Source organism: Nocardia sp. NPDC056064, from assembly GCF_042266925.1.
Lineage (GTDB): Bacteria > Actinomycetota > Actinomycetes > Mycobacteriales > Mycobacteriaceae > Nocardia.
Genome location: NZ_JBHJWO010000001.1, coordinates 174814 through 194463, shown reverse-complemented (window position 1 = coordinate 194463; position 19650 = coordinate 174814). Strand labels below are relative to the sequence as shown.

Sequence of the window (19650 nt, the reverse complement as noted above, 5' to 3'; positions counted from 1 at the left end):
CGGCCGCCGACCGCCTTCCGGCGGGTGAATGCCCGGCCACAAACAATGGTCGCCGAGCGTTGTGATCGACCGCAGTCTCGCGATTTCCCGGCCGATTCCGCGGGCCCCGCTCGTATCGTGCGTCGGACTCGTCCTCGGCCCACGCGGACCGGCCTCCGGACGGCACGGGCCCGCCCAGAGACTGGAGAAACCCGTGTTCGCCGAGCTGACCCGATGGGCCGATGTCGTGGTCCGACGCCGCTGGACCGTGCTCGTCGCGATGACGGCCGCCCTGCTCGCACTGAGCGGTTACGGGCTCGGCCTCGGCGCGGATCTGAGCTCGAACGGCTGGGACGATCCCGGCTCGGAATCGGTGCGCGCGGCGCAGGTCCGCGACCGCGCCTTCGGCCGCGACCACAGCAGCGACGTGCTGCTGCTGGTCCACGCCCCGCCGGGCACCACCATCGACGACCCGGACTTCGCCGCCACCGTCGTCCGCGGACTCGACGCACTGCCGCACCGCTTTCCCGAGCACATCGCCCGGATCAACGGCGCGTACTGGCCCACCGAGACCGGCGTGGCCCTCCCGGAGGTCTTCGGCACCGCCGACCGCACCCACGCCTTCGCCTCGATCGCGATCCGTGGCGACGACACGACCACCCAGCTACGCCACTTCCGCGCGGTGGCCGCCGCGCTCACCATCCCCGGGGTCGATGTCGAGGTCGCCGGGGCCCAGCCGGTCGGCGCCGCGCTCACCGACACCATGACCAACGATCAGCGCCGCATGGAAGTGATCGCGATCCCGCTCGTGGCGATCCTGCTGTACCTCTTCTTCGGCGGTGTCGTGGCCGCGGCGCTGCCGCTGATCGTCGGCGGGCTGACCGTCGGCGCCGCCTGGGGTCTGCTGCGGCTGCTGACCACCGTCACCGAGGTGAATTCGTTCACCTCACCGGTGGTTTCGATGATCGGGCTCGGTCTCGCCGTGGACTACGGGCTGTTCGTCCTGAGCCGTTTCCGCGACGAACTGGCCGACGGGCACGGGGTCGAGGAGGCGGTGCGGCGCGCGGTGACGACGGCGGGGCGCACCGTGCTGTTCTCCGCGGTCATCGTGGTCGTGGCGGCGGCGGGCATTCTCGTGTTCCCGCAGGGTTTTCTGCGCTCGTTCGCCTACGGCGCCGTCATCACCGTGACCGTCGCCGCGCTGACCTCGCTGACGGTGCTGCCCGCGCTGCTGGCCGTCCTCGGGCGCCGGGTGGACCGCCTGGGGGTGCGCTGGTTCCGCGGCCGCGCCGACCGGGAGCGTGCCGGGACGAACCTGTGGGGCCGGGTGGCCGGGGCGGTGATGCGCAGGCCACTGGCCGTAGCGGGCACGGTCTGTCTCGGGTTGCTGCTGCTCGCCGCGCCGATCCAGCACCTCGCCTTCGGGTCCATCAACGAGCGGTTCCTGCCCCCGGCGGACCCGACCCGCCTGGCCCAGCAGCATTTCGACGAACTGTTCCCGTTGCGCCGGATCAATCCGATCGACCTCGTCGTCATCAGCCTCGACACCCGCGCCGCCGACACCGTGCTCGCCACCGCCAACCGGACGCCGGGGATCGCAGCGCCGTTCCCGGAGCTGATGCGCTGGCCGGATCAGCCCAGCGTCCTCACCACCCAGACCGTCCTGACCGACTCCGCCGACGCCGATCGCGCCATCGAACACCTGCGCTCGATGCCGCTGCCGCCGGGCACGATCGTGCTGGTCGGCGGCCAGCCCGCCATCGAGAAAGACAGCATCGACGCGCTGATCACCCGGCTGCCACTGATGATCGCGTTCGTCTTCCTCACCACCACCGTGCTGTTGGCGCTGACCTTCCGGTCGGTGGTGCTCGCGCTCAAGGCCGCCGCGATGAACCTGCTCGGCCTCGGCGCCACCCTCGGCATCCTCACCTGGATCTTCGTCGAGGGGCACGGCGCCGCCACCCTGGGATTCACCCCGCAGCCGATCATGGCGCTGGTGCTGGTGGTGATCGTGTCGGTGATCTACGGCCTGTCCACCGATTACGAGGTGTTCCTGCTCTCGCGGATCGTCGAAGCGCGCGCGGCGGGCGCGTCCACCACCGTGGCGATCCGGACCGGGGTGGCCCAGACCGGTCGCATCATCACCGCCGCCGCGCTGATCCTGCTGCTGGTCACCGGCTCGTTCGCGCTCTCGGAACTGCTGATGATGAAATACATCGCCTTCGGCCTGGTCGCGGCACTGCTGATCGACGCGACGGTGCTGCGCGTGCTGCTGGTCCCCGCGACGATGCGGTTGCTCGGTGAGCGGTGCTGGTGGACACCGGCACGGAACCCCGGCAGAAAACTGAGCACAATTCCCAAAAAGGCGCGTTCCAATTCGCTCGACTGACCAGCACATCCGCTATCACCGCAGCTCAGCGCCTCACAAAGCCCTCGGCGACACATGATCGAAACAAGAGTAGAAGGTGAGCGGCCGCTCACCCTACAGTCGTGATCACCAACACACCGGAGGCGTCCCCGCTTCGGCGACGAGCAGTGCGCGTCGCCTCCGGAGCAGAACCGCCGATCGGGCCCGTCCGGACCGCGGCGTGGAAGTAAGGAGTCAACGATGACGATCCAGCTGAACGGCGCGCCGATGTGGCGGCCCCTGCGCGATGTGCCCACCCTGACCGGTCAGCTCGTCGATCATTTCCTCGACAACGTCGCCGTCTGCCGCACCCTGCCCGGCGACGCGATCACCGGCGACGTCACCTCCGTCACCCGGATGTGCCTGGAGATCGCCGGCGGTCTCATCGATGGCGCCGAGGTCACCGGCAAGCTCGACCGGCTCTCGGTCATCGCGCAGGGCTGGGCCCGCGAGGGCGTGCCGATCGACGCCATCCTGCACGCCTTCCACGAAGGTCTGCGCCTGAGCCTGGAACTCGTGCACGAAGCGGGCGCCCAATCCGATCCCGGCGCCCTGGTCGACGGATTCCGCACCTCCATGCGTATCTCGGATCTGCTGTGTACCACCGTGACCCGCGCCTATGTCCGCGAGCACCGCGATGTCGCCGCCGAACACCACACCGCCGTGCACACCCTGGTCTCGATGCTGCTGGCCGGGCGACCGACCGGAACCGCGGCCCGCGAGTGCGGAGTTCCGGTCGCCGAGGCGTATTCGGTGCTGGCGCTGTCGCTCCCGCAACATCCCGACGAGCACGATCCGCGTTTCGACGGCGCCGTCGTCGCACGTCGCAAGCTCCGCCGGGTGCAGACCGCGCTGGCCCAGCACTGCGGCGAGCGGGCCCTGTCGATGCTGTCGGTCGACGGCGGAACCCTGCTGATCCCCGCGGATCTGCTGCCCGACGACGCCCTCGACACCCTGATCGAGAACCTCTCCCAGGCCGCCCGTGTCGACATCTCCGCGGCCGTGGTCCCCGCCGCCACCGCGGGCATCCCCGACGCCGCCCAGCGCGCCCACGAGGTCCTCGACATGGTCGAGCGGCTCGCCTGCCCGCCCGGGCTGTTCCGCTTCGGCGACCTCGCCCTGGAGTACCAGCTCACCCGTCCCGGCCCCGGCCGCGCCCGCCTCGGCGAACTCCTGACCCCGCTGGAAGCCCACCCCGACCTCTACGAGACGCTGCGAGTGCACCTGGGCAACAACCTCAACCGCCAGCGCACCGCCCGCCTGCTGCACATCCACACCAACACCGTCGACTACCGCCTGCGCCGCGTCGCCCAGCTCACCGGCCTCGACCCCGGCCAGTCCACCGGCCTGTGGCAACTGCGCTCGGCGATGATCGCCCACAGCTTCCAGTCCGGCCACACCCCACCCCGCACCACCCACCGCCCCCCACCCCGCCCGGCGCTACCCCGCTTCCCCGCCACCCGCTCGGCCTGACCCCTGACCCGTCTCCCCCGCGAGAATTCGGTCGAGGGGGAGACGGGGTGTACGTGGGGGCGGTGGGGTGCGGGCGGTGCCGATTCGGACCAGGACCTGGGGGTGGGGCAGGCCGACGAGCTCGGCCAGCATCGTGCGGGCGGCGGGGAGTTCCGTGATGTGGGAGACGGTGCAGGTCGACAGGCCCTGCGTGGTGCACTCGATGAGGATCGCCGACAGCGCGTACCCGCAGTCCAGCAGGTCGGCGGCGGCATCGCCGTCGGTGCACAGGACCACGACCCGGGCCGCGTCCGCGCCGCCCGCCTCGGCCGGTGCGGCGGTCCCGGCGGGGAATTCCCGGCCGACGGGGACCTGTGCGCGGTCGGCCGCCGAGGGCCTGGCGTCGGCGGGTACCCCGGCGTCACCATGCTCGGGTCCCGCCGTCCACCACGCCATTTCGGTGCCGTAGCGCGGGTCGTAGCGACGCAGCCGCCCGGTCAGCTGCGAGATCCGGCCCAGTTCGCCGACGCCCGCGGCATCGAGTGCCACCACCTTCGTCTGTGATCGGTCACCCAGGAACTCGAGGACCCGCGGCGTGGTCGTCCACTCCGGCGGCGGTTCCATGGGCATCCGGTCGCTGTAGCGGGCATCGACAGCCCGGCCCAGGAGTAGTTCGGCCTCGCCGGGCGGGTGCGGATTCCGGGGTTCCAGCGAAGCGACATGGGCGCGGACGGACGGGTCGGGAAAGCGCGACACCCGCGACTCCCAGCCCGCCGCCGCCCAGGCGAGGTCGGCGTGGTGCAGCATCACCCCACACGCGAGGACGCCTTCCCGGTTGAACATGTCGGTCGCGGGCAGCAGCCGCTCGGCGTTCACCAGCAGTTCGGCGGTGCTGCCGTCCCAGCGCCACCGCCACGGCTGACTGTTGTGCAGCGAGGGCGCACGCGCCGCCCGTTCGAACACCGCGCGCACGGTGGCGGGGCCGGGGTGTTGCTCGATCGTCATCACGCACCTCGTCGTCGCAGGGGCAACAGTCCGGAGGGGAGCTCGATCGTCTCGTCAGCGACGGTCGCGCACGACGATAGTCGGGATCTCCGCCGAATGCAGCAGCGCGTTGCTCGTCGACCCGAGCAGCATGCTCGAGAACCCGCCGCGGCCGCGACTGCCGACCACCAGCAGCTGCGCCGACATCGATTCGTCCAGCAGCGACCGCACCGGGCGGTTGGCGACGACGATGCGCCGCACCGGCACGTCCGGATACTGCTCGCTGTAGCCGGCCAGGGTCTCGGCGAGGTCGGCCTCGGCGGTCTGCCTGCCGACCTCCCAGCCGAAGGCGGGCAGATCCAGCGCGGAGGAATCGCTGAAGGCGTGCAGCGCGACCAGCTCGACCTTGCGCCGGGAGGCCTCGTCGAAGGCCAGCTCCACCGCGGGCACGCTGTTGGCGCTGCCGTCGACACCCACCAGCACCGGCAGTTTCGCCGAGACCGGATCGATCGCCGCCATACCGTGGATCACCGCGACCGGGCAGTGCGCGTGCTGGGCCACCGCGCGGCTGACCGAGCCGAGCAGTCCCCGCTGGAACGCGCCGAGCCCGCGGGAGCCGACCACCAGGATCCGCGCGTCCCGGGACCGCTCGATCAGCAGCGGCGCAGCCAGCTCGAAACTCACCTCGGTGGTGATCGTGAGGTCCTGGTCGGGTACCGCGTCGCGCGCGACCCGTTCGGCTTCCCCGACGACCCGTTCGGCGTCGTCGCGCAGCCATTCCAGATCCGCCTCGCCCAGCGACATGCCCGGCCCCATCCCGGTCTGGATCGCGCCCGAGGTGAGCAGGTGCAGGGGCAGGTGGTGCAGGGCCGCTTCGGCCGCCGCCCACGCCGCGGCCTGATACGAGCTCGACGACCCGTCGACCGCGGCCAGCACGAGCGGGGGACGGTGTTCCTTGTCGCTCATCATCGCTCCTGTTCCTTGTCACGATCCCCTGTCGACTTCGAGCATCGTCGTGTCCGGGCCGCCCGGTCAGGGGCCAAGGTCCCCGTCCGGGTGGACCTTCGCCCCTGCCCCGGCCCGGCCGCACCCGCGAGGCTGGTGAGTGTGATCGCGCCCTACACCGAATCGAGGAAGATGATGCGCGCACTGATCGTCTACGAATCCATGTTCGGCAACACCGCCGCGGTCACCGAAGCCGTCGCCGCGGGCCTGCGCCCGCACGTCGAGGTGATCATGTGCCCGGTCGCCGTGGCAGCGAGCAAGCCCGCGCCCCAGGTCGACCTGCTCGTGGTCGGCGCCCCGACCCATGCCTTCGGGCTCAGCCGCGCCGCGACCCGCCGCGACGCCGCCGACCGCACCGATGCCCCGGTCGAGATCGGCGTCGGCGTGCGCGAATGGCTCGACGCCGCGCTGCCCCTGCCCGCCGCGCGTTTCGCCGCCGCGTTCGGCACCAAGATCGCCCGACCGCCGTGGCTGCCCGGCTCGGCCGCGAAGGGCATCGGCAATCGCCTGCGCCGCCTCGGCTACGAGCTGGTGGTGCCCCCGGCCGACTTCTATGTCGACGGCATGACCGGACCACTGCGCACCGGCGAACTCGCCCGGGCCACCCGGTGGGCCGCGCAGCTGGCCACGACCCGATCCGCACTCCCGGCGAACTGATCCCGGCACCGAGAAAGGCACCCGTCATGTCCACTGGAAACCCGCACCGCTGCGTCGTGGTCGGCGTCGACGAATCCGAGCAGTCGCGCGTCGCCCTGCGCTGGGCCGCCGAGTACGCGCACCGGCACCGCGCACCCCTGCGGATCGTCTACGCCATCGATGTCCCGGTCGACTTCGGGCCCGGCGTGGTCGCGCCGCTGTTCGACACCGAACGTCTGCGCGCGCACGGGGAGTCCGTGGTGGCCGCCGCGGCGACCCAGGCCGCCGAGCACACCGATGTCACGATCTCGACCGTCGCGCAGGAGGGTCCGCCCGTCGCCGTGCTGCGCGAGCAGAGCAGGTCGGCGCTGCTGCTCGTCGTGGGCAGCCGGGGGTTGGGTGCGCTGCGGCGCACGCTGCTCGGTTCGGTCAGCACCTCGCTGGCCCGGCACGCCGAATGCCCGCTGGCGGTGATCCCGGAGACCGACCCCGGCACCCGTGGCGCGGTGGTCGTCGGTGTCGACGGCTCGCAGTGCAGTGCCGAGGCGGTCGCGATCGCCTTCGACGAGGCCGCCCGCCGCGACGCCCGCCTGGTCGCGGTGCACGCCTGGTCGGAGTTCTTCCGCTACGACGCGCGGCCCACGATGCAGACCCAGGCCGAGGCGCTGCTGGCCGAGAGCCTGGCCGGCTACGCCGAGAAGTATCCCGATGTCGCCGTCGAACGGGTCGTCGTCGAGAAGCGGCCCGCCGCCGCCGTTCTCGGCGCGGCCGAGGACGCCCAGCTCATCGTGGTCGGCAGCCACGGGCGGGGCGGTTTCGTGGGGATGACGCTGGGTTCGGTCGCCCACGCCGTACTGCACGGTGCCGACTGCCCGCTCATCGTCGCCCGGCCCGAGACCAAGCCCTGACGCCCGCGCGTCACGGCACCAGCACCGCCGCCCCGTCGAACCGGCCCGCCGCCAGATCGCCCAGGGCCCGGTCGGCGTGGTCGAGCGGGTAGCGGTGGGTGGACACCGCGAGCCGGTGGTGTCGGGCGAGGTCGAGGAATTCCCTGGCCTGGGCTCGCGTATTGGAGGTCACGCTGCGCAGCTGACGTTCCCGGAAGAGGTGGCGCTGATAGTTCATCGCGGGGATGTCGCTGAGATGGATTCCGGCGATCGCGAGGGTGCCGCCGCTGTCGAGCGCCTCCAGAGCGGGCAGCACCAGCTCGCCGACCGGAGCGAACAGGATCGCCGAATCCAGCGGCTCGGGCGGTGGATCGGCCGGTCCGCGCGCCGACTCCGCACCGAGGGCGATGGCGAGTTCCGCCGCTGCCCGGCCCCGGGTCATCACGTGCACCCGGGCGCCACGGGCGATCGCGACCTGCGCGGTGAGGTGCGCGCTGCCACCGAATCCGTAGATACCCAGCACCCCACCGTCGGGGACCTCGGCGCGGACCAGCGCGTGATATCCGATGATCCCGGCGCACAGCAGCGGCGCCAGCTCCTCGTCGCCGTACCCGACCGGCAGCGGCAACGCGAAATCGGCAGGGACCGTGGTGAATTCGGCGTAGCCACCGTCGGCGTCCCAGCCCGTGTACCGCGACTGCCCGCACAGATTCTCCGCGCCGCGCAGGCAGTAGCGGCACACCCCGCAGGTGTGGCGCAGCCACGGCACCCCGACCCGGTCACCGACGGCGACACCGTCGCACCCGTCCGGCACCGACACCACCTCGGCCACCACTTCGTGCCCCGGCGTCACCCGACGGCGACGCACCGGCAGATCCCCTTCGACCACATGCAGGTCGGTCCGGCACACCCCGCACGCGAGCACCCGCACCAGCAACTCCCCCGGCCCCGGCACCGGGACGGGTTCCTCCGCCATCGCGATCGGCCCACTCCCGACCGGGCCCGGTCGCTCGACTCGCCATATCCGCATCGCCGGCTCCGATGATCGTGTCGTGCCCCACCGCCCATGGTAGGACCACGCGGCTCAGGTCTCGGCGGGCATCAGCAGATCCTCGACCGGCCGCCGTGCCGTCGCGACCAGCGGCTCATCGCTGGTCGGCGCCCAGCCGACGCGAACGAAGGCCTGCGGACAGCGGGTGCCGTCGAGCATCGTCGCCCCGGAGATGTCGAGCGGATCGGTGAGCGGGCAGTTCGCCAGTCCGATATTGGTGGCGGTCAGCAGCACCGCGCTCAACGCCTCCCCCGCCCGCAACCGCGACATCCGGTCGTCGGACGAGGTGCTCAGCACCAGCAGCCGCGCGTGGTCCGGCCTCGGCACGGGAGCGGCCACCGGCCGCAGGACCGCGCCCAGCGCCAGCGCCCGCTCACTCAGCAATCCGAGATGACCGGCCGGAACCGGCCGGGCGGCATACCGGCGACGATCGGTCCTGCGCCGGCGGATCGCCGCGCTCATGGCGATCTCCTGCTCGGTCGGCCGATGACTCACCAGCGTCACCGCCGCGAGATGATCCGGGTCCGCGGGATCGGGCAGCCGATGGATCACGCTCGCCCACCCGGCCGCCGCGAACGCCGTCGCCAGGTGATGCAGCGCCGCACCACAGCCGAGCACCACGTCCCGTGCGCCGGGACCGCTCACCGGCGACACGCGATCCGGATCGAGATACAAGTCGACCCCGCGCCCCGCCAGACGCCAGCGCCACGGCTGGTCGTTGTGCACCGACGGCGCCCGCCCGGCAAGCGCCAGCACCGCCCGGACAGTGCCGCCATCAGGCAAATCCCGGTCCATGATGTCCGCCCTCCATCGACGCCACCACCCACCCTGACACCGCGGCCCCACCACCGAGAAGAGCACGAGGACCCCTCCTGAAAGGACTTCAGCCGCCCGTCGACCCGGTACCCGGCCGGCGAACGCGGCATCGCCGACCCCCGGCAACCGCGAGCCGATACCGACCAGTTCGCGAATCATGTTCCAGCACAAGAATTTTCAGCCCGTTCTGGAGGATCGTGTTCGGCGGAAAACGTGATCCGAACGACCGCCGGACTGCCACACTCGAAGCGCGGCGCGGTGCGATTCCCGCCCCGCGCCGCACTCTCGGACCGACGACGAACGGACACACGATGACTGCTCCTCAACTCGCTCCCACCGTCAAGAAGGTCGACCTGAGCGATCTCGAACTCGTGCAGCAGATCGCCGCCGGCAACCATCAGGGGATCGCCTACGCCGTCGGGCACACCCGCGACCGGACCGGTGTGGTCGTCCGGCTGGCCGACGGCGAGTTCGCGCTCAACCGCAAGGGCATCAAGGTGCTGGTCACCAACGACGACGGTGACGTCGTCGACAAGTGGCCGCTGACGCTCGAGATCCAGGGGAAGAAGTTCACGCTGACGCCGAAGATCACCGAGGAGGGCCACAAGCTCAAGCTCACCGTCACCCACGTGAACGGCAAGGCGGCCCCCGCTCCGCGGCCCGCCGGTTCCGGCGCCGGTCAGCCGGTGGTGCTGCGCAGCCCCGAGGGCGACAACGACATCCGAGTGCTCATCGAGACCACCGGTTTCACCGTCGGCGCGATCTTCGGCGCCCTGCTCGGCACCATCGCGGCGTTCCCCACCTTCGGCGCCGCCGGCCCGGCCACCATCGGCGGCGGATTCGTGGCGGGCGGAGTCGCCGGAACGGCCATCGGCGCCATCATCGCCGACGGCCTGCTGCCCTCCTGAGTCCCGTTCCACGGGGCACCCCGCAGCGGGTGCCCCGTGGACGGCCCGCTACCGGCTGGGCGGACTCGTCTTGGTGACGGTCTTGCGCGGAGCCTCCGACATCGGCGGTTTGGTATGGGTAGCCGTCCGCTTCCCGGAAGGTGACGCTGTCTGCTTCCCCGACGGTGCCCGGGTCACAGTGATGGTCTTGGTCCGCGGCGACGGCTCCTGCGCCACCTCCCCACACGCACCCGCCCCGGCGTCACGCGCGCATTCCTGCGCCACCCCACCGGCGCTCACGACAACCGCACCCATCCCGATCCCGATCACAGCGACACTGCCCGCGACAATCCTCGTCCACATCAGCGCACCCTTTCGGCCAGGCGATCCGGACCCCGAACCCTACGCACCCGCCCCACCCGCCCGACCGATCCGCGCTCGTCCAGGCGAGTCGCACAGACCCTGCCGCACTACGCGGGGCGGCGCGGGATCACGATGCGGGCCTGGTCGCTGTGGCAGTACATCATCACGGTTTCGCCGGTGTCGGCGTCGGAGTTGTACGCGCACGTCCACGGGGAGATCGCGGCCCGTCCCTCGGTGGTGAACGTCCGGACGATCCGCAGCGCTTGCGCGCAGTCCACCGGTCCCGAATGTGTGCGCACGGTCATCGGCGCGTGCCCGAGTGGTGACGGCACCTCCCCGCAGACCTCGCCGAAGCCGAGCACACTCGTCGCGGGGCAGAGATGTTCGACGGCGAGCCATTGGAAGTCACGGAACATCTTCAGGCCGTCGGCGATCCGCTGGGGATCCTGTTCCCGCAACATCCGCGCCGAGTTCTCGAAGTCCGTCCGGATCTGCCGGGCGGTCTCGGATTGCCCGGGATCGTCGTTCCATCCCTCCAGGACCTTCTCGATGGTCTGGATTTCGCCGTCGACGAAGCGCCGGGGGTCGGCCTGGGCGGCAGCCGCCTGTTCGTCGATGTCGGCGAGATAGGCGTCGGCCGTGTCGCCGCCGATCGAACCGCACACCATGCGGCCACTGGCGCGCAGCAGATGCGGCGTGGTGGCCACCGACTGCTCGTCCTGCCACATCATCCCGAGTCTTCCCAGGACCGAGGCGTCGTAGCCGCAGACCGCCGCGGCGAAGCGCGCGTCGCCACCCGACGGGACGGCCGTGTACAACTGCTCGACGAGCTCGGCTCGGACGCCCTCCGGCGAGGTGTCGATCCCCAGCGGCGAGTCCGTCAGGGTTTCGAACGTGTCGACCATCGCCCGCGCCTGCTCCGCCACGCTGGTGCGGGTTCCGGTTCGCGGGTCGGTGAACGGCGCGTTCATCATCGCGTCGACCACTTCCTCGATCGTCGAATTCGCCCCGCGCGCATCGACACACTTCGCCCCGGCCGCGATGCCGGGGCCGTCACCGACGAGGTCGATCCCGGAGCACGAGACGAGCAGAGTCATCAGCAGCGGCGCGAGACACCCGGTGGCTGTTCGGATCGACATACTCGAAGTCTCGCGCGCATCGACGGTTTCGTCTGTCGAGCGTTCGGCCGACATGCGACCTGTGCGCGAGAGTCGCCTCGCCGCCGATTCCGCTCAGAGGTCGTTGGGATCGACCAGGCCGTCCTGGATCGCCCGGGCGACCAGGGCCGCCTTGGTCGACGCGGGTCGCCCGACATGGGCGTACTTGGTGCGGATCCGTTCCAGATGTGTGTTGACCGTGCCCGGACTGATGAACAGCCGCTGTCCGACAAGGGCTTTGGACTCGGTCTGGAACCACGCGAGCAGCACTTCGCGTTCGCGTGGGGACAACACCGGCCTGCTGGGCCGCCGATCCTGCGTCATCGCCTGCGCCATCGTGGGACTGAGATAGGGGCGATCGGCGCACGCGGCGTGCAGCGCGGCCACCAGATGGTCCTGCCCCTCGAGTTTCGACAGGTAGGTGACGGCACCGAGGTCCAGGCAGTCCAGCACGATGTCGCCACGGGTGTGCTGGGAGAAGATCACCACCCGGAAGCCTTTCCCGACCAGCGCCGCGGCCGCGGACAGGTCGGCGGTGTGCTCCCCGAACTGGAGGTCGAGGACGACGGCCGAGACCGTGCCGGGACCGACGGCGGGATCGGCGAGGAACTGCGTGGGATCGGTGTAGTTGCCGAGCAACCGGATCGGTGGGTCCGCGGTGGCACACCAGCCGGCGATGCCGGCGTGCACGACGGCGTGATCGTCGACGACCGCCACCGTCACGGGCTCGTTGCCGCTGTCGGTCACACCGTCACCTCGATCACGCGCAGTCCTTCGCTCGGGCGGCGTCGACCGGTCGGTTCAGGTCAACGCGACTGTCGCCCATACCGATTCGCCGACGGAAACCACCGTGCCGTCCGGCGCCACACTCTCGGCGGCGCGACACACTGCTCCGTCACAGTCGCAGGTGATGCTCAGGGTCGACTGTGCGGGTGCGGCGGTGACCACGATTCTGGCGTGGGTACGAGCTCCTGCGAGCAAGATTATCGGCACCGTCAGCACTCTGGTGCGTTCTGCGGGATCGAGCTCGGGAATCGTGCCTGCGACGAGCATCTGCACTGCCACACCGCGTGATTCGGCGGTCGCCACGGGCGGTGCGAGTTCATCGAGGAGGAGATTGCCGCGGGGTTCGTCGGTGCCGAACAGACGGCGCAGCCGCACCGATTCCAGCAGGCAGTGCGCCCGTGTCGTCGGGTCGCTCGCGATCTCGGGATGCTCGGCGAGCCGCCGCAGCAACGGCAGCAGACCGGCCGAGAATCGCTGGTACCGCTCGCGGCGATCCTGCTGCACAGCGTCGTTGGCCCCGGTGCGGATCCGCAGGTCGGTGAGTTCGGCGCTGATCTGCCCGGTCCGGGCGACGGCGAAGCGCAGGAAGTCGCTGAACCCGATGGCGACGGCCTGGATGACGGTCACGCTGATCACGGTGTACAGCAGGGACGAGGACCAGATGCCCGTGCCCGCCGCGGTCGTCACCAGGCCCGCGCCCCACAGAACCGCGAGCAGGACGAAACCTCGCCGGCTGCCGCGGGTCACCGACAGCGCCGCCAACTGCCAGCCCAGCGCGGCGACCGCCCAGTTCCTGCTCGTCGACAGATCGGCGGTGTCCAGCAGCAACCCCTGCAGGGATCCGAGTACGACGACAGCGATCGCCGTACTCCACCACACCGGCTCGGGCAATCCGAACCGGATGTCGGCGAACGCCAGCAGCGTGGCCGTCATGGCCCCGGCGATGATCGCGGCCTGCCCCACCGGGTGCGCGGCGGCGAGTGCGGTGTGGCCCTGCAAGGCTGTGACCAGGACCGCGATGAGAACCAGCCCGTAGCCGTACCCGCGGAGCAACCGCAGAGCGAGGTCGGCATCGGCTCTGACCGGTGCCGCCGTCCGGGTGCCCCAGCGGATGTCGATGGTCGTGCCGGACCCCTGCCGGGAACTCACCTCGACCTCGGCACCGACTCGCATGAGCCGCCGGCGGATCGAATGACGCACGCCGTAGCGCCCGGTCAGGACTGCCGGATCATCGATGTCGAAGCCGATGCCGTCGTCGCGCACTCGCACGTGACCGTCACCGAGTTCGACGACGACGCTGTCGGCCTCGGCGTGCCTGTCCACATTGGTCAGCGCCTCCCCCACCGCGGCGACGACGGCCTGCTGCACCTCGGGGTCCGGCGGCGCGGTCACGCGGCCGGTGAAAAGGACCGGTGTCAGCACCCATTTCGCTTGGTGGCGCAGTTGCCCCGCGAGATCGCCGCCGCTGAGCAGGCCGGTGCCCCGTTCGACGGCGCGCAGGTCGCGACGCAGCTGTTCGGTGAGCCGGTCGGGGCCGATGACCGCGCCCTGACCGAGCATCGCCAGCGTGGAGGCCGCCGTGTCGTGCAGTGTCGCCCATTGTTCGGCCTCGGCGGCGGCGCGGGCCTCGGCCACTTCGGTCTCGACTCTGGCGGCGGCCAGTTCGCTGACCGCATTGTCGGTCAACGCCGCCGCGCGCAACACCAGCGCCCGCAACGCACTGGTGGCGGCCCATTCCACGATCAGGAAATCGAGGCTGAAGATCATCCACGGACTCTCGACACCGGGCACGAACGAGGCGCCGATCGCCCACGCGGCCATGACCAGGATCGTCGCCGCCGCCGACCAGCGCAGCGGCCGTGCCATCGCGAACGACACCACGGCCGTACCGGCCACCGCCAGCATCGGGCTTGCCGCGTGGGTGAATTCGGGTCCGTCGACGAGCAAGGGAGTACACAGCAGATAGGCCGCGACGACGCCCAGTTCCCACTCCGGACGCCACCGCCCGCGCCACCACCCGGCCAGCGCCCACAGCAGCAGCGCCACATGCACGCCCGTGCCGGCGATCCCCGTGCGCTGCGTGAGGTAGACGACCGCGACCGATATCTCGATGCCCCACAGGATCGTCGCCGCGATCCGGTCGACCCGGGCCCGAACCGTGGCCGCCGTCAGCGGTTCGGTGATGGTCATGATCGACATTGTCCGCACCGGCACACTGTTTGTCCGCCGGACCGGCCTCGGGCTCAGGACGACCCGGCCGACCCCGTCCCCACTCCGGTACCCGGCGTCGACGGCGCGGAACCCTGACGCGGGACCGACCCGGTCAGCGCCGCGCCGGAAACGGTCACCGTCCGCTTGCCCTGCTCGAATCCCCGGCACGACCAGTTGATCACGTAGTTGCCCGCGGGCACGTCCACGAACCCCACCGAGGCGGTGCTGCGGGCGGGCACGCGGGTCGCGGGGGTGCGGAAGGAGACCGGCCCGGCCGCATAGGCCTCGCAGGTGGTGATGTCGTTGTCGTTGTTGACGAAGGTGAAGGTCAGGCTGTTGGTGCCCGTCGCCGTCTGCAACGGGACCGCGGCCTGCGCGGCGGGTGCGGTCAGCAGCGGGATGCCCAGGGCGCCCGCGGTGATGATCGAGGTCCATATCGTCGTTCGCATGGAATCATCCTGTGCGGATTCGGCGCGCCGGGATATCCGCCGGTCGACCGACAGCATCGTTCCGTCGTTCGACAGATACCGCCGCGCGCGGTGACACCCGAGCATGGGGTCATGAGTATGTGGCAGGAACGGTTCGCGGCAGCCGCGGTCGTCGCCGTCGCAGTCGTCTCGACCGCCGGCTGCGCGGCGGAGCGAACGCCCGGTCCCCTCGATGATCTCGGCGCGAGCTCGGCTCCCGACGGTGTGCCACCGCTGGATCGAGTGGTGGCCGACCGGATCAATGCCGATCTGATGGCCGGTTCGCCGTCGTCGATCCTGCTGCCGGAGGGTGTCGTCGCACCGCCGGAGACCCTCTCGGCCCTGGCGGCTTCGGCGCCGTGGGAGTTCGACCTGGCCGGGGTCCGGTATCTCGGTGCCGATTCCGCGGCGGTCGTCATCCGCACGTCCGGACCCGACACCGCGTCCTGGCTGATGGTGTTGGTTCTCCGGGACGGCTCCTGGCAGCTCGCGACCAGTCACCCGGTGCCGCGGTGATGCCCAGAACGCTGACCGCGGTGCTCGCGCTGGCGATCCTGCTCGGGTCGGCGGTGCACGCTCCCCCGGCCGTGTTCGCGGCGCCGGAGTGCGACAGCTCGGACCAGTCCGACCAGATCGCCCGGCTGCGCAAGGACCGGCATCCGCTGGTCTTCGTGCACGGCTGGCTCGGGAACGACGACCAATGGCCGGTCACCGCGACGATGATCGAAGAACGGGTGCCGGACACCTTCGACCTGATGTCGTTCGACTACTCCGCGGCCGATTCCGAGTGGGCGGCCTCGCCTCGGATCGCGGGCTGTCTGGCGCAGTACCTGCGTCGCGTATCCCGTGCGCACCAGGACATCGGTGGGGCGGGGAAGATCTTCGTGGTCGGCCATTCGATGGGCGGCTTGGCCGCCCGGTTCGCCTCGAGCGCGGACTACGGTAGCTCTCCCGCCGCGGGTTCGGTGCTGGCCGGAATCGTCACGATCGCCACGCCACATCTCGGCTCCGCGTGGGGCGGCTCCGCGGCCGCCGCGATATGGCAGTCCGGAGACGAGCTCCTCGCCGGACGACTTCCCGGACTCGTGCAGAACCCGCGATCACACGCGGCGCGCTGTCTGGCACGCCACGACGGGGAGCGCCGGCTCCCCGAGGGCTGTGCGTACCCACCGTATGCACCCCAGCGCGTTCCGGTGAGCCAGATCGCGGGAAACACTGTGCTGCACCGGACTCTGCTCGGCGAACCGTTGCACGATCTCGACATCCGCGGCGACGGACAGGTCGGAATCTACTCGGCGACCGGATATCTGCCCGGCTCCGGACCGCCCGGTGAGCAGGCACCGGCCCCGAACGGATCGGTGCGCACCATCACCTGCCGACACGACACCGAGGTGGCGCCGGATCACCTGCGGGGCGGCGGCCTGGCCAAGGAGCTGGCACTTCGTGCCATCGCTCAGGCGGTCCGTGTGAACGACGCGCTGATGGATTTCGGCAGCGAATCCGATGAACTGTGGCCGGCGCGGGCCGCGACGCTGCTGAGCGTCGCCACGCGACTTCCGTGCGGACACAATCCACTCGTGTACCACCCCGGCGCGATGGACGCGCTGGCCGACGCGTTGCGCGCCCAGGTCGACCTGCTGGAGAAGGCACCGAAGATCGTCACGCTGCGACCGTTCGCCGCCGACGGCGGGGTCGGCTCGGAATGGTCGGTCGACCGTCGCGAGACCGGACCGATCGACTGCGGAACCAGTCGTGCGTCGGCGGTGTCGGTCGAGGACGGCATCTACCATTGCGCGCCGGACGCGTCTGGGGCGAACGCCTGCGTGGTCGCCGGCTACGAGGTGACCTGCCTGGGTGATCCGTTCGCCGCGACGGTGGTGCGCGGCCCCTCGGCCGGCGCGCCACCGCGCGGCGTTGTCGCTCCGGCCGAACCGGTGCCGGTCGCGGTCGTCCTGGACGACGGCACGCGGTGCCGAATCCGGGTCGGTGGTTCCTGGCCGGTTCGCGCCGCCACTCCGGCTCTCGCCGGCCACTATTTCTGCCCGGGTGGCCCCGGATTCCGGGCGATCTGGAGCCGCGGACCGGGACCCGGATACCGGGAGACGGCCGAGGGGTGGCTGGTCGAAGTAGGCGGTACCGCAGGGGATCTGGAAACCCGCCGCATCACAGAGGCGTACTTCGTCGGCTTGCGCTGACTCCCGTCAGTCGATCGACATTCCACCATCGGAAGGAAACCGCATGCGCGCCGAAGAAGTCCGCCGAACAGGTCACCGCGCGGGGGTGCTCGCGGTCGGCTCCCTGCTGCTCACGGCCGCCTCACTGCTGGCCTGGCTGATCTGCACGATAGCCGCGTGGCTCAGCTCCGGCTCCGATCTCTACCGCCCCTCGAAGAACCATTCCCGCTTCACAGGCTGGGCCGATGCCGCATCGAACTGGGCGACAGTGCTTTTCGTCGCCGGCATCACCCTCTACATCGTCCGCATCGTGGCACGCCACGTCGGATCCCACCTCGCCGAAACCGAAGCCGCCCACGCCGAAGAACTCCGTGACCGAGACCGCCGGATACAACGCCGACAGGAGCTCGACCGGCGGCTCGACGACCGCGTGTCCTCCGCGCTGACCGCCTTCGAACGCCTGCCCACCCACCTGCGCGATGCCGAGGCCGCGCTGGATCGGGCAGGCATCGACTACGACGAGAATGCCTACGCCCCCACAGTTTCCGCGCACTCCCGGTCTACACCCACCTCACCGAGCGCCTGACCACCTCCGTACGCACGGCCCAGCGGAACTTCCACTACGCCACCATCTTCGAACAGCGCAAGACCAACCGACTGCTCGTCGCCGGTTTCCACTCGCTCGCCTCGGCCATCAACACGATGTCCACACAACTCGACCGACGCCTGACCGACCTCGACACCACCATCCAGACCATGTCGGAAAACCTCCGGACAGAACTGTCCGGCATCCAGCACACGGCCACCTCCACCGGCCTCGAACGAACCCGCGCCGACCGAGAACTCCTCCGGCGCCACGACACCGTCGTCTCCATGCTCGACAACATCCAACGCGGCCACCGCCCCTTGCTGTAGACGCTGACACTCGGCTGGGCGTCCTACCTCAGCCCAGTCCGAACCAACCGAGTGTGTCTAGCAGCTTCTCGGCCGACCTGCCGAGAAGCCGGCCGAGAGATCCCCCGGCCAGCCCGGCAGCGAATGCGCGGTTCCGTTGCCGGCGGCATACTGCCTCGAATTCCCGCACCAGGCGGTCGGACTCACCTACGGTCGGAGCCGGCGCAGATGTTCTGCTCGAATCCTCGCGGCCGCCCGGCGTACGGTCGCTGTTTTCCTGTGCCATGCCACCAACAAACCGCACCGCATCACCATTGTCGAGATTCCCAACATCAATCATGCGGCAGTTTCCTGAATCACGAAAACATTCATTCAACTGTTCCGCGTTCACGCAATGGACAGCAAGCATGAACGCAGCGGTGAATGCTTTTGTCATTCATGAACAGTGGCGGCAGGCGGTGGGCCCTCTTCGGTCGGCAGCTGGGCCGAGGGCAGCAACGCCCGGAACTCCGGCGTCCTGACCAGGGTGTCGATCGTGGTGTACAGGCGATACAGCTCGTCCTGCAACCCGCGCGCGGCCCGTCCGGGCCGGGTGATGGAAGGATCGAGATCGCCGAGCTGGTCGAGAACGTAACGGCCCACGCGAGCCCCGTTCTCCATCCACTTCTTGTAAGCGCCGGGCTCGGCGGGTCCGTGGAAGCGGGGGTCGGTGAGGATGAACTGGAGCCGGTTCATCCCCTTGCCCACGATCGGGCGGAACAGTGCCTTGTACCGCGGGTCCTCGTAGTGCAGGATGCACTCCTCGAAGACCTGACGCACCGCGAGTACCGCTTCGACGTCGAGAATGCCCCAGCGCAACAGCATCTTCCAGGCGCTGTCCTGGTGCCGCTGGGCCTGGGACCGCAGGAGATCGATCGTGGATCCGGGAACGTACATCGCAAAGAAGTCCACCCCTTCCAGGGCGGACTCCGTGTCGATCCGGTGCTCGCGGCACACTGATCTCGACAGTTGCTTGAACTGGTACTGGTTCAGAACCGGGGACCGCCCGGCGACCTGAAGGACTCCGGCCTTGTACTCGGGTAGACGACGGCTGGAGACAGCTTCGATACCTTCGCGACGGATAGCACGGTAGGTACGCATGGCGCGGACGGCCTCGAGCTTCTGCGCGACGTCAGCAGGGGTGGCGATATGGTCGGGCAGCGTGACGACCAGGCCGTGGAAGACGCCGACGTCCTCGCTGCTCAACTTGTCGATACCGAGGACCTCGTAACGAACGCCTCGCTCCTCACACTGAGCAGCCGCGCGTACGGCCAGCTCGTGCGCCAGCGGACCTGCTGATTCGATCACTGCCCACGGCCCTGTACCGTACAACTCCGCCCCATCAGGGGCTCCGGGTTCGCCGGCGCCGTTGTGAGGATCGCTAAGGCTCATGGCCCGAATTCTCCGAGAATTGGGCGGAGCCGTCAACAACTCGTGCGAATGCGTGTGCGATTC

The 19650-nt window shown here is 70.2% G+C and carries 19 protein-coding genes; 9 read left to right on the top strand and 10 right to left on the bottom strand.

Annotation, left to right across the window (positions count from 1 at the left end; all coding sequences use genetic code 11):
- Positions 1-193: 193 nt before the first annotated feature.
- On the top strand, positions 194-2368 hold the full coding sequence (locus tag ACFC06_RS00990) for an MMPL family transporter (RefSeq protein WP_375926238.1): 2175 nt from the start codon (positions 194-196) through the stop codon (positions 2366-2368).
- A gap of 219 nt (positions 2369-2587) precedes the next feature.
- Entirely contained in the window at positions 2588-3859 is a 1272-nt protein-coding gene (locus tag ACFC06_RS00985; RefSeq protein ID WP_375926235.1) for a PucR family transcriptional regulator, read from the top strand.
- Here the strand turns inward: ACFC06_RS00985 and ACFC06_RS00980 are convergent.
- Together ACFC06_RS00980 and ACFC06_RS00975 are read right to left on the bottom strand one after the other, a co-directional pair.
- Positions 3827-4843, bottom strand: coding sequence for an Acg family FMN-binding oxidoreductase (locus ACFC06_RS00980; RefSeq protein WP_375926232.1), 1017 nt, complete (start codon positions 4841-4843; stop codon positions 3827-3829). The two genes, ACFC06_RS00985 and ACFC06_RS00980, sit on opposite strands and share 33 nt — an antisense overlap.
- 54 nt (positions 4844-4897) lie before the next feature.
- Entirely contained in the window at positions 4898-5788 is an 891-nt protein-coding gene (locus ACFC06_RS00975) for a universal stress protein (RefSeq protein WP_375926229.1), read from the bottom strand.
- Between the two features lie 141 nt (positions 5789-5929).
- Here ACFC06_RS00975 and ACFC06_RS00970 point away from each other — a divergent pair, with 141 nt between their 5' ends.
- The gene (locus tag ACFC06_RS00970) at positions 5930-6484 is read left to right on the top strand and encodes a hypothetical protein (protein WP_375926226.1); all 555 of its coding nucleotides are present in this window, start codon (positions 5930-5932) and stop codon (positions 6482-6484) included.
- A gap of 26 nt (positions 6485-6510) precedes the next feature.
- Positions 6511-7371, top strand: a complete 861-nt coding sequence (locus ACFC06_RS00965) for a universal stress protein (RefSeq protein WP_375926223.1) — start codon at positions 6511-6513, stop codon at positions 7369-7371.
- A gap of 10 nt (positions 7372-7381) precedes the next feature.
- Here ACFC06_RS00965 and ACFC06_RS00960 read toward each other — a convergent pair whose 3' ends face one another.
- The gene (locus ACFC06_RS00960; protein WP_375926220.1) at positions 7382-8380 is read right to left on the bottom strand and encodes a zinc-binding alcohol dehydrogenase family protein; all 999 of its coding nucleotides are present in this window, start codon (positions 8378-8380) and stop codon (positions 7382-7384) included.
- Between the two features lie 54 nt (positions 8381-8434).
- Entirely contained in the window at positions 8435-9157 is a 723-nt protein-coding gene (locus tag ACFC06_RS00955) for an NAD(P)H nitroreductase (RefSeq protein WP_375926217.1), read from the bottom strand.
- A gap of 371 nt (positions 9158-9528) precedes the next feature.
- Here ACFC06_RS00955 and ACFC06_RS00950 point away from each other — a divergent pair, with 371 nt between their 5' ends.
- Positions 9529-10125, top strand: coding sequence for a hypothetical protein (locus tag ACFC06_RS00950; RefSeq protein ID WP_375926215.1), 597 nt, complete (start codon positions 9529-9531; stop codon positions 10123-10125).
- A 449-nt stretch (positions 10126-10574) separates the two neighbouring features.
- On the opposite strand, the gene ACFC06_RS00945 is transcribed toward ACFC06_RS00950, so the two are convergent.
- The 4 genes from ACFC06_RS00945 to ACFC06_RS00930 all read right to left on the bottom strand — a co-directional run bounded on the left by ACFC06_RS00945 (position 10575) and on the right by ACFC06_RS00930 (position 15070).
- A complete protein-coding gene (locus tag ACFC06_RS00945) occupies positions 10575-11606 on the bottom strand; it encodes a hypothetical protein (RefSeq protein WP_375926212.1) in 1032 nt (343 codons plus the stop codon).
- Between the two features lie 93 nt (positions 11607-11699).
- On the bottom strand, positions 11700-12371 hold the full coding sequence (locus ACFC06_RS00940; protein ID WP_375926210.1) for a LuxR C-terminal-related transcriptional regulator: 672 nt from the start codon (positions 12369-12371) through the stop codon (positions 11700-11702).
- A gap of 54 nt (positions 12372-12425) precedes the next feature.
- Positions 12426-14600, bottom strand: coding sequence for an ATP-binding protein (locus ACFC06_RS00935; RefSeq protein ID WP_375926206.1), 2175 nt, complete (start codon positions 14598-14600; stop codon positions 12426-12428).
- Positions 14601-14653: 53 nt separating this feature from the next.
- On the bottom strand, positions 14654-15070 hold the full coding sequence (locus tag ACFC06_RS00930; protein WP_375926203.1) for a hypothetical protein: 417 nt from the start codon (positions 15068-15070) through the stop codon (positions 14654-14656).
- Positions 15071-15181: 111 nt separating this feature from the next.
- On the opposite strand from ACFC06_RS00930, the gene ACFC06_RS00925 reads away from it, so the two are divergent.
- The 4 genes from ACFC06_RS00925 (at position 15182) to ACFC06_RS00910 (ending at position 18177) form a co-directional block, all read left to right on the top strand.
- On the top strand, positions 15182-15604 hold the full coding sequence (locus ACFC06_RS00925) for a hypothetical protein (RefSeq protein WP_375926200.1): 423 nt from the start codon (positions 15182-15184) through the stop codon (positions 15602-15604).
- Positions 15604-17283, top strand: a complete 1680-nt coding sequence (locus tag ACFC06_RS00920) for an esterase/lipase family protein (RefSeq protein WP_375926198.1) — start codon at positions 15604-15606, stop codon at positions 17281-17283. Before ACFC06_RS00925 ends, ACFC06_RS00920 begins: the two co-directional genes overlap by 1 nt.
- Before the next feature lie 43 nt (positions 17284-17326).
- The gene (locus ACFC06_RS00915) at positions 17327-17848 is read left to right on the top strand and encodes a hypothetical protein (protein WP_375926196.1); all 522 of its coding nucleotides are present in this window, start codon (positions 17327-17329) and stop codon (positions 17846-17848) included.
- A gap of 116 nt (positions 17849-17964) precedes the next feature.
- Entirely contained in the window at positions 17965-18177 is a 213-nt protein-coding gene (locus ACFC06_RS00910; RefSeq protein ID WP_375926193.1) for a hypothetical protein, read from the top strand.
- A gap of 28 nt (positions 18178-18205) precedes the next feature.
- On the opposite strand, the gene ACFC06_RS00905 is transcribed toward ACFC06_RS00910, so the two are convergent.
- Both ACFC06_RS00905 and ACFC06_RS00900 read right to left on the bottom strand, forming a co-directional pair.
- Complete coding sequence (locus ACFC06_RS00905) at positions 18206-18592, bottom strand: hypothetical protein (protein WP_375926190.1); 387 nt, start codon at positions 18590-18592, stop codon at positions 18206-18208.
- Positions 18589-19587, bottom strand: coding sequence for a hypothetical protein (locus ACFC06_RS00900; protein WP_375926188.1), 999 nt, complete (start codon positions 19585-19587; stop codon positions 18589-18591). Before ACFC06_RS00900 ends, ACFC06_RS00905 begins: the two co-directional genes overlap by 4 nt.
- Positions 19588-19650 lie beyond the last annotated feature (63 nt).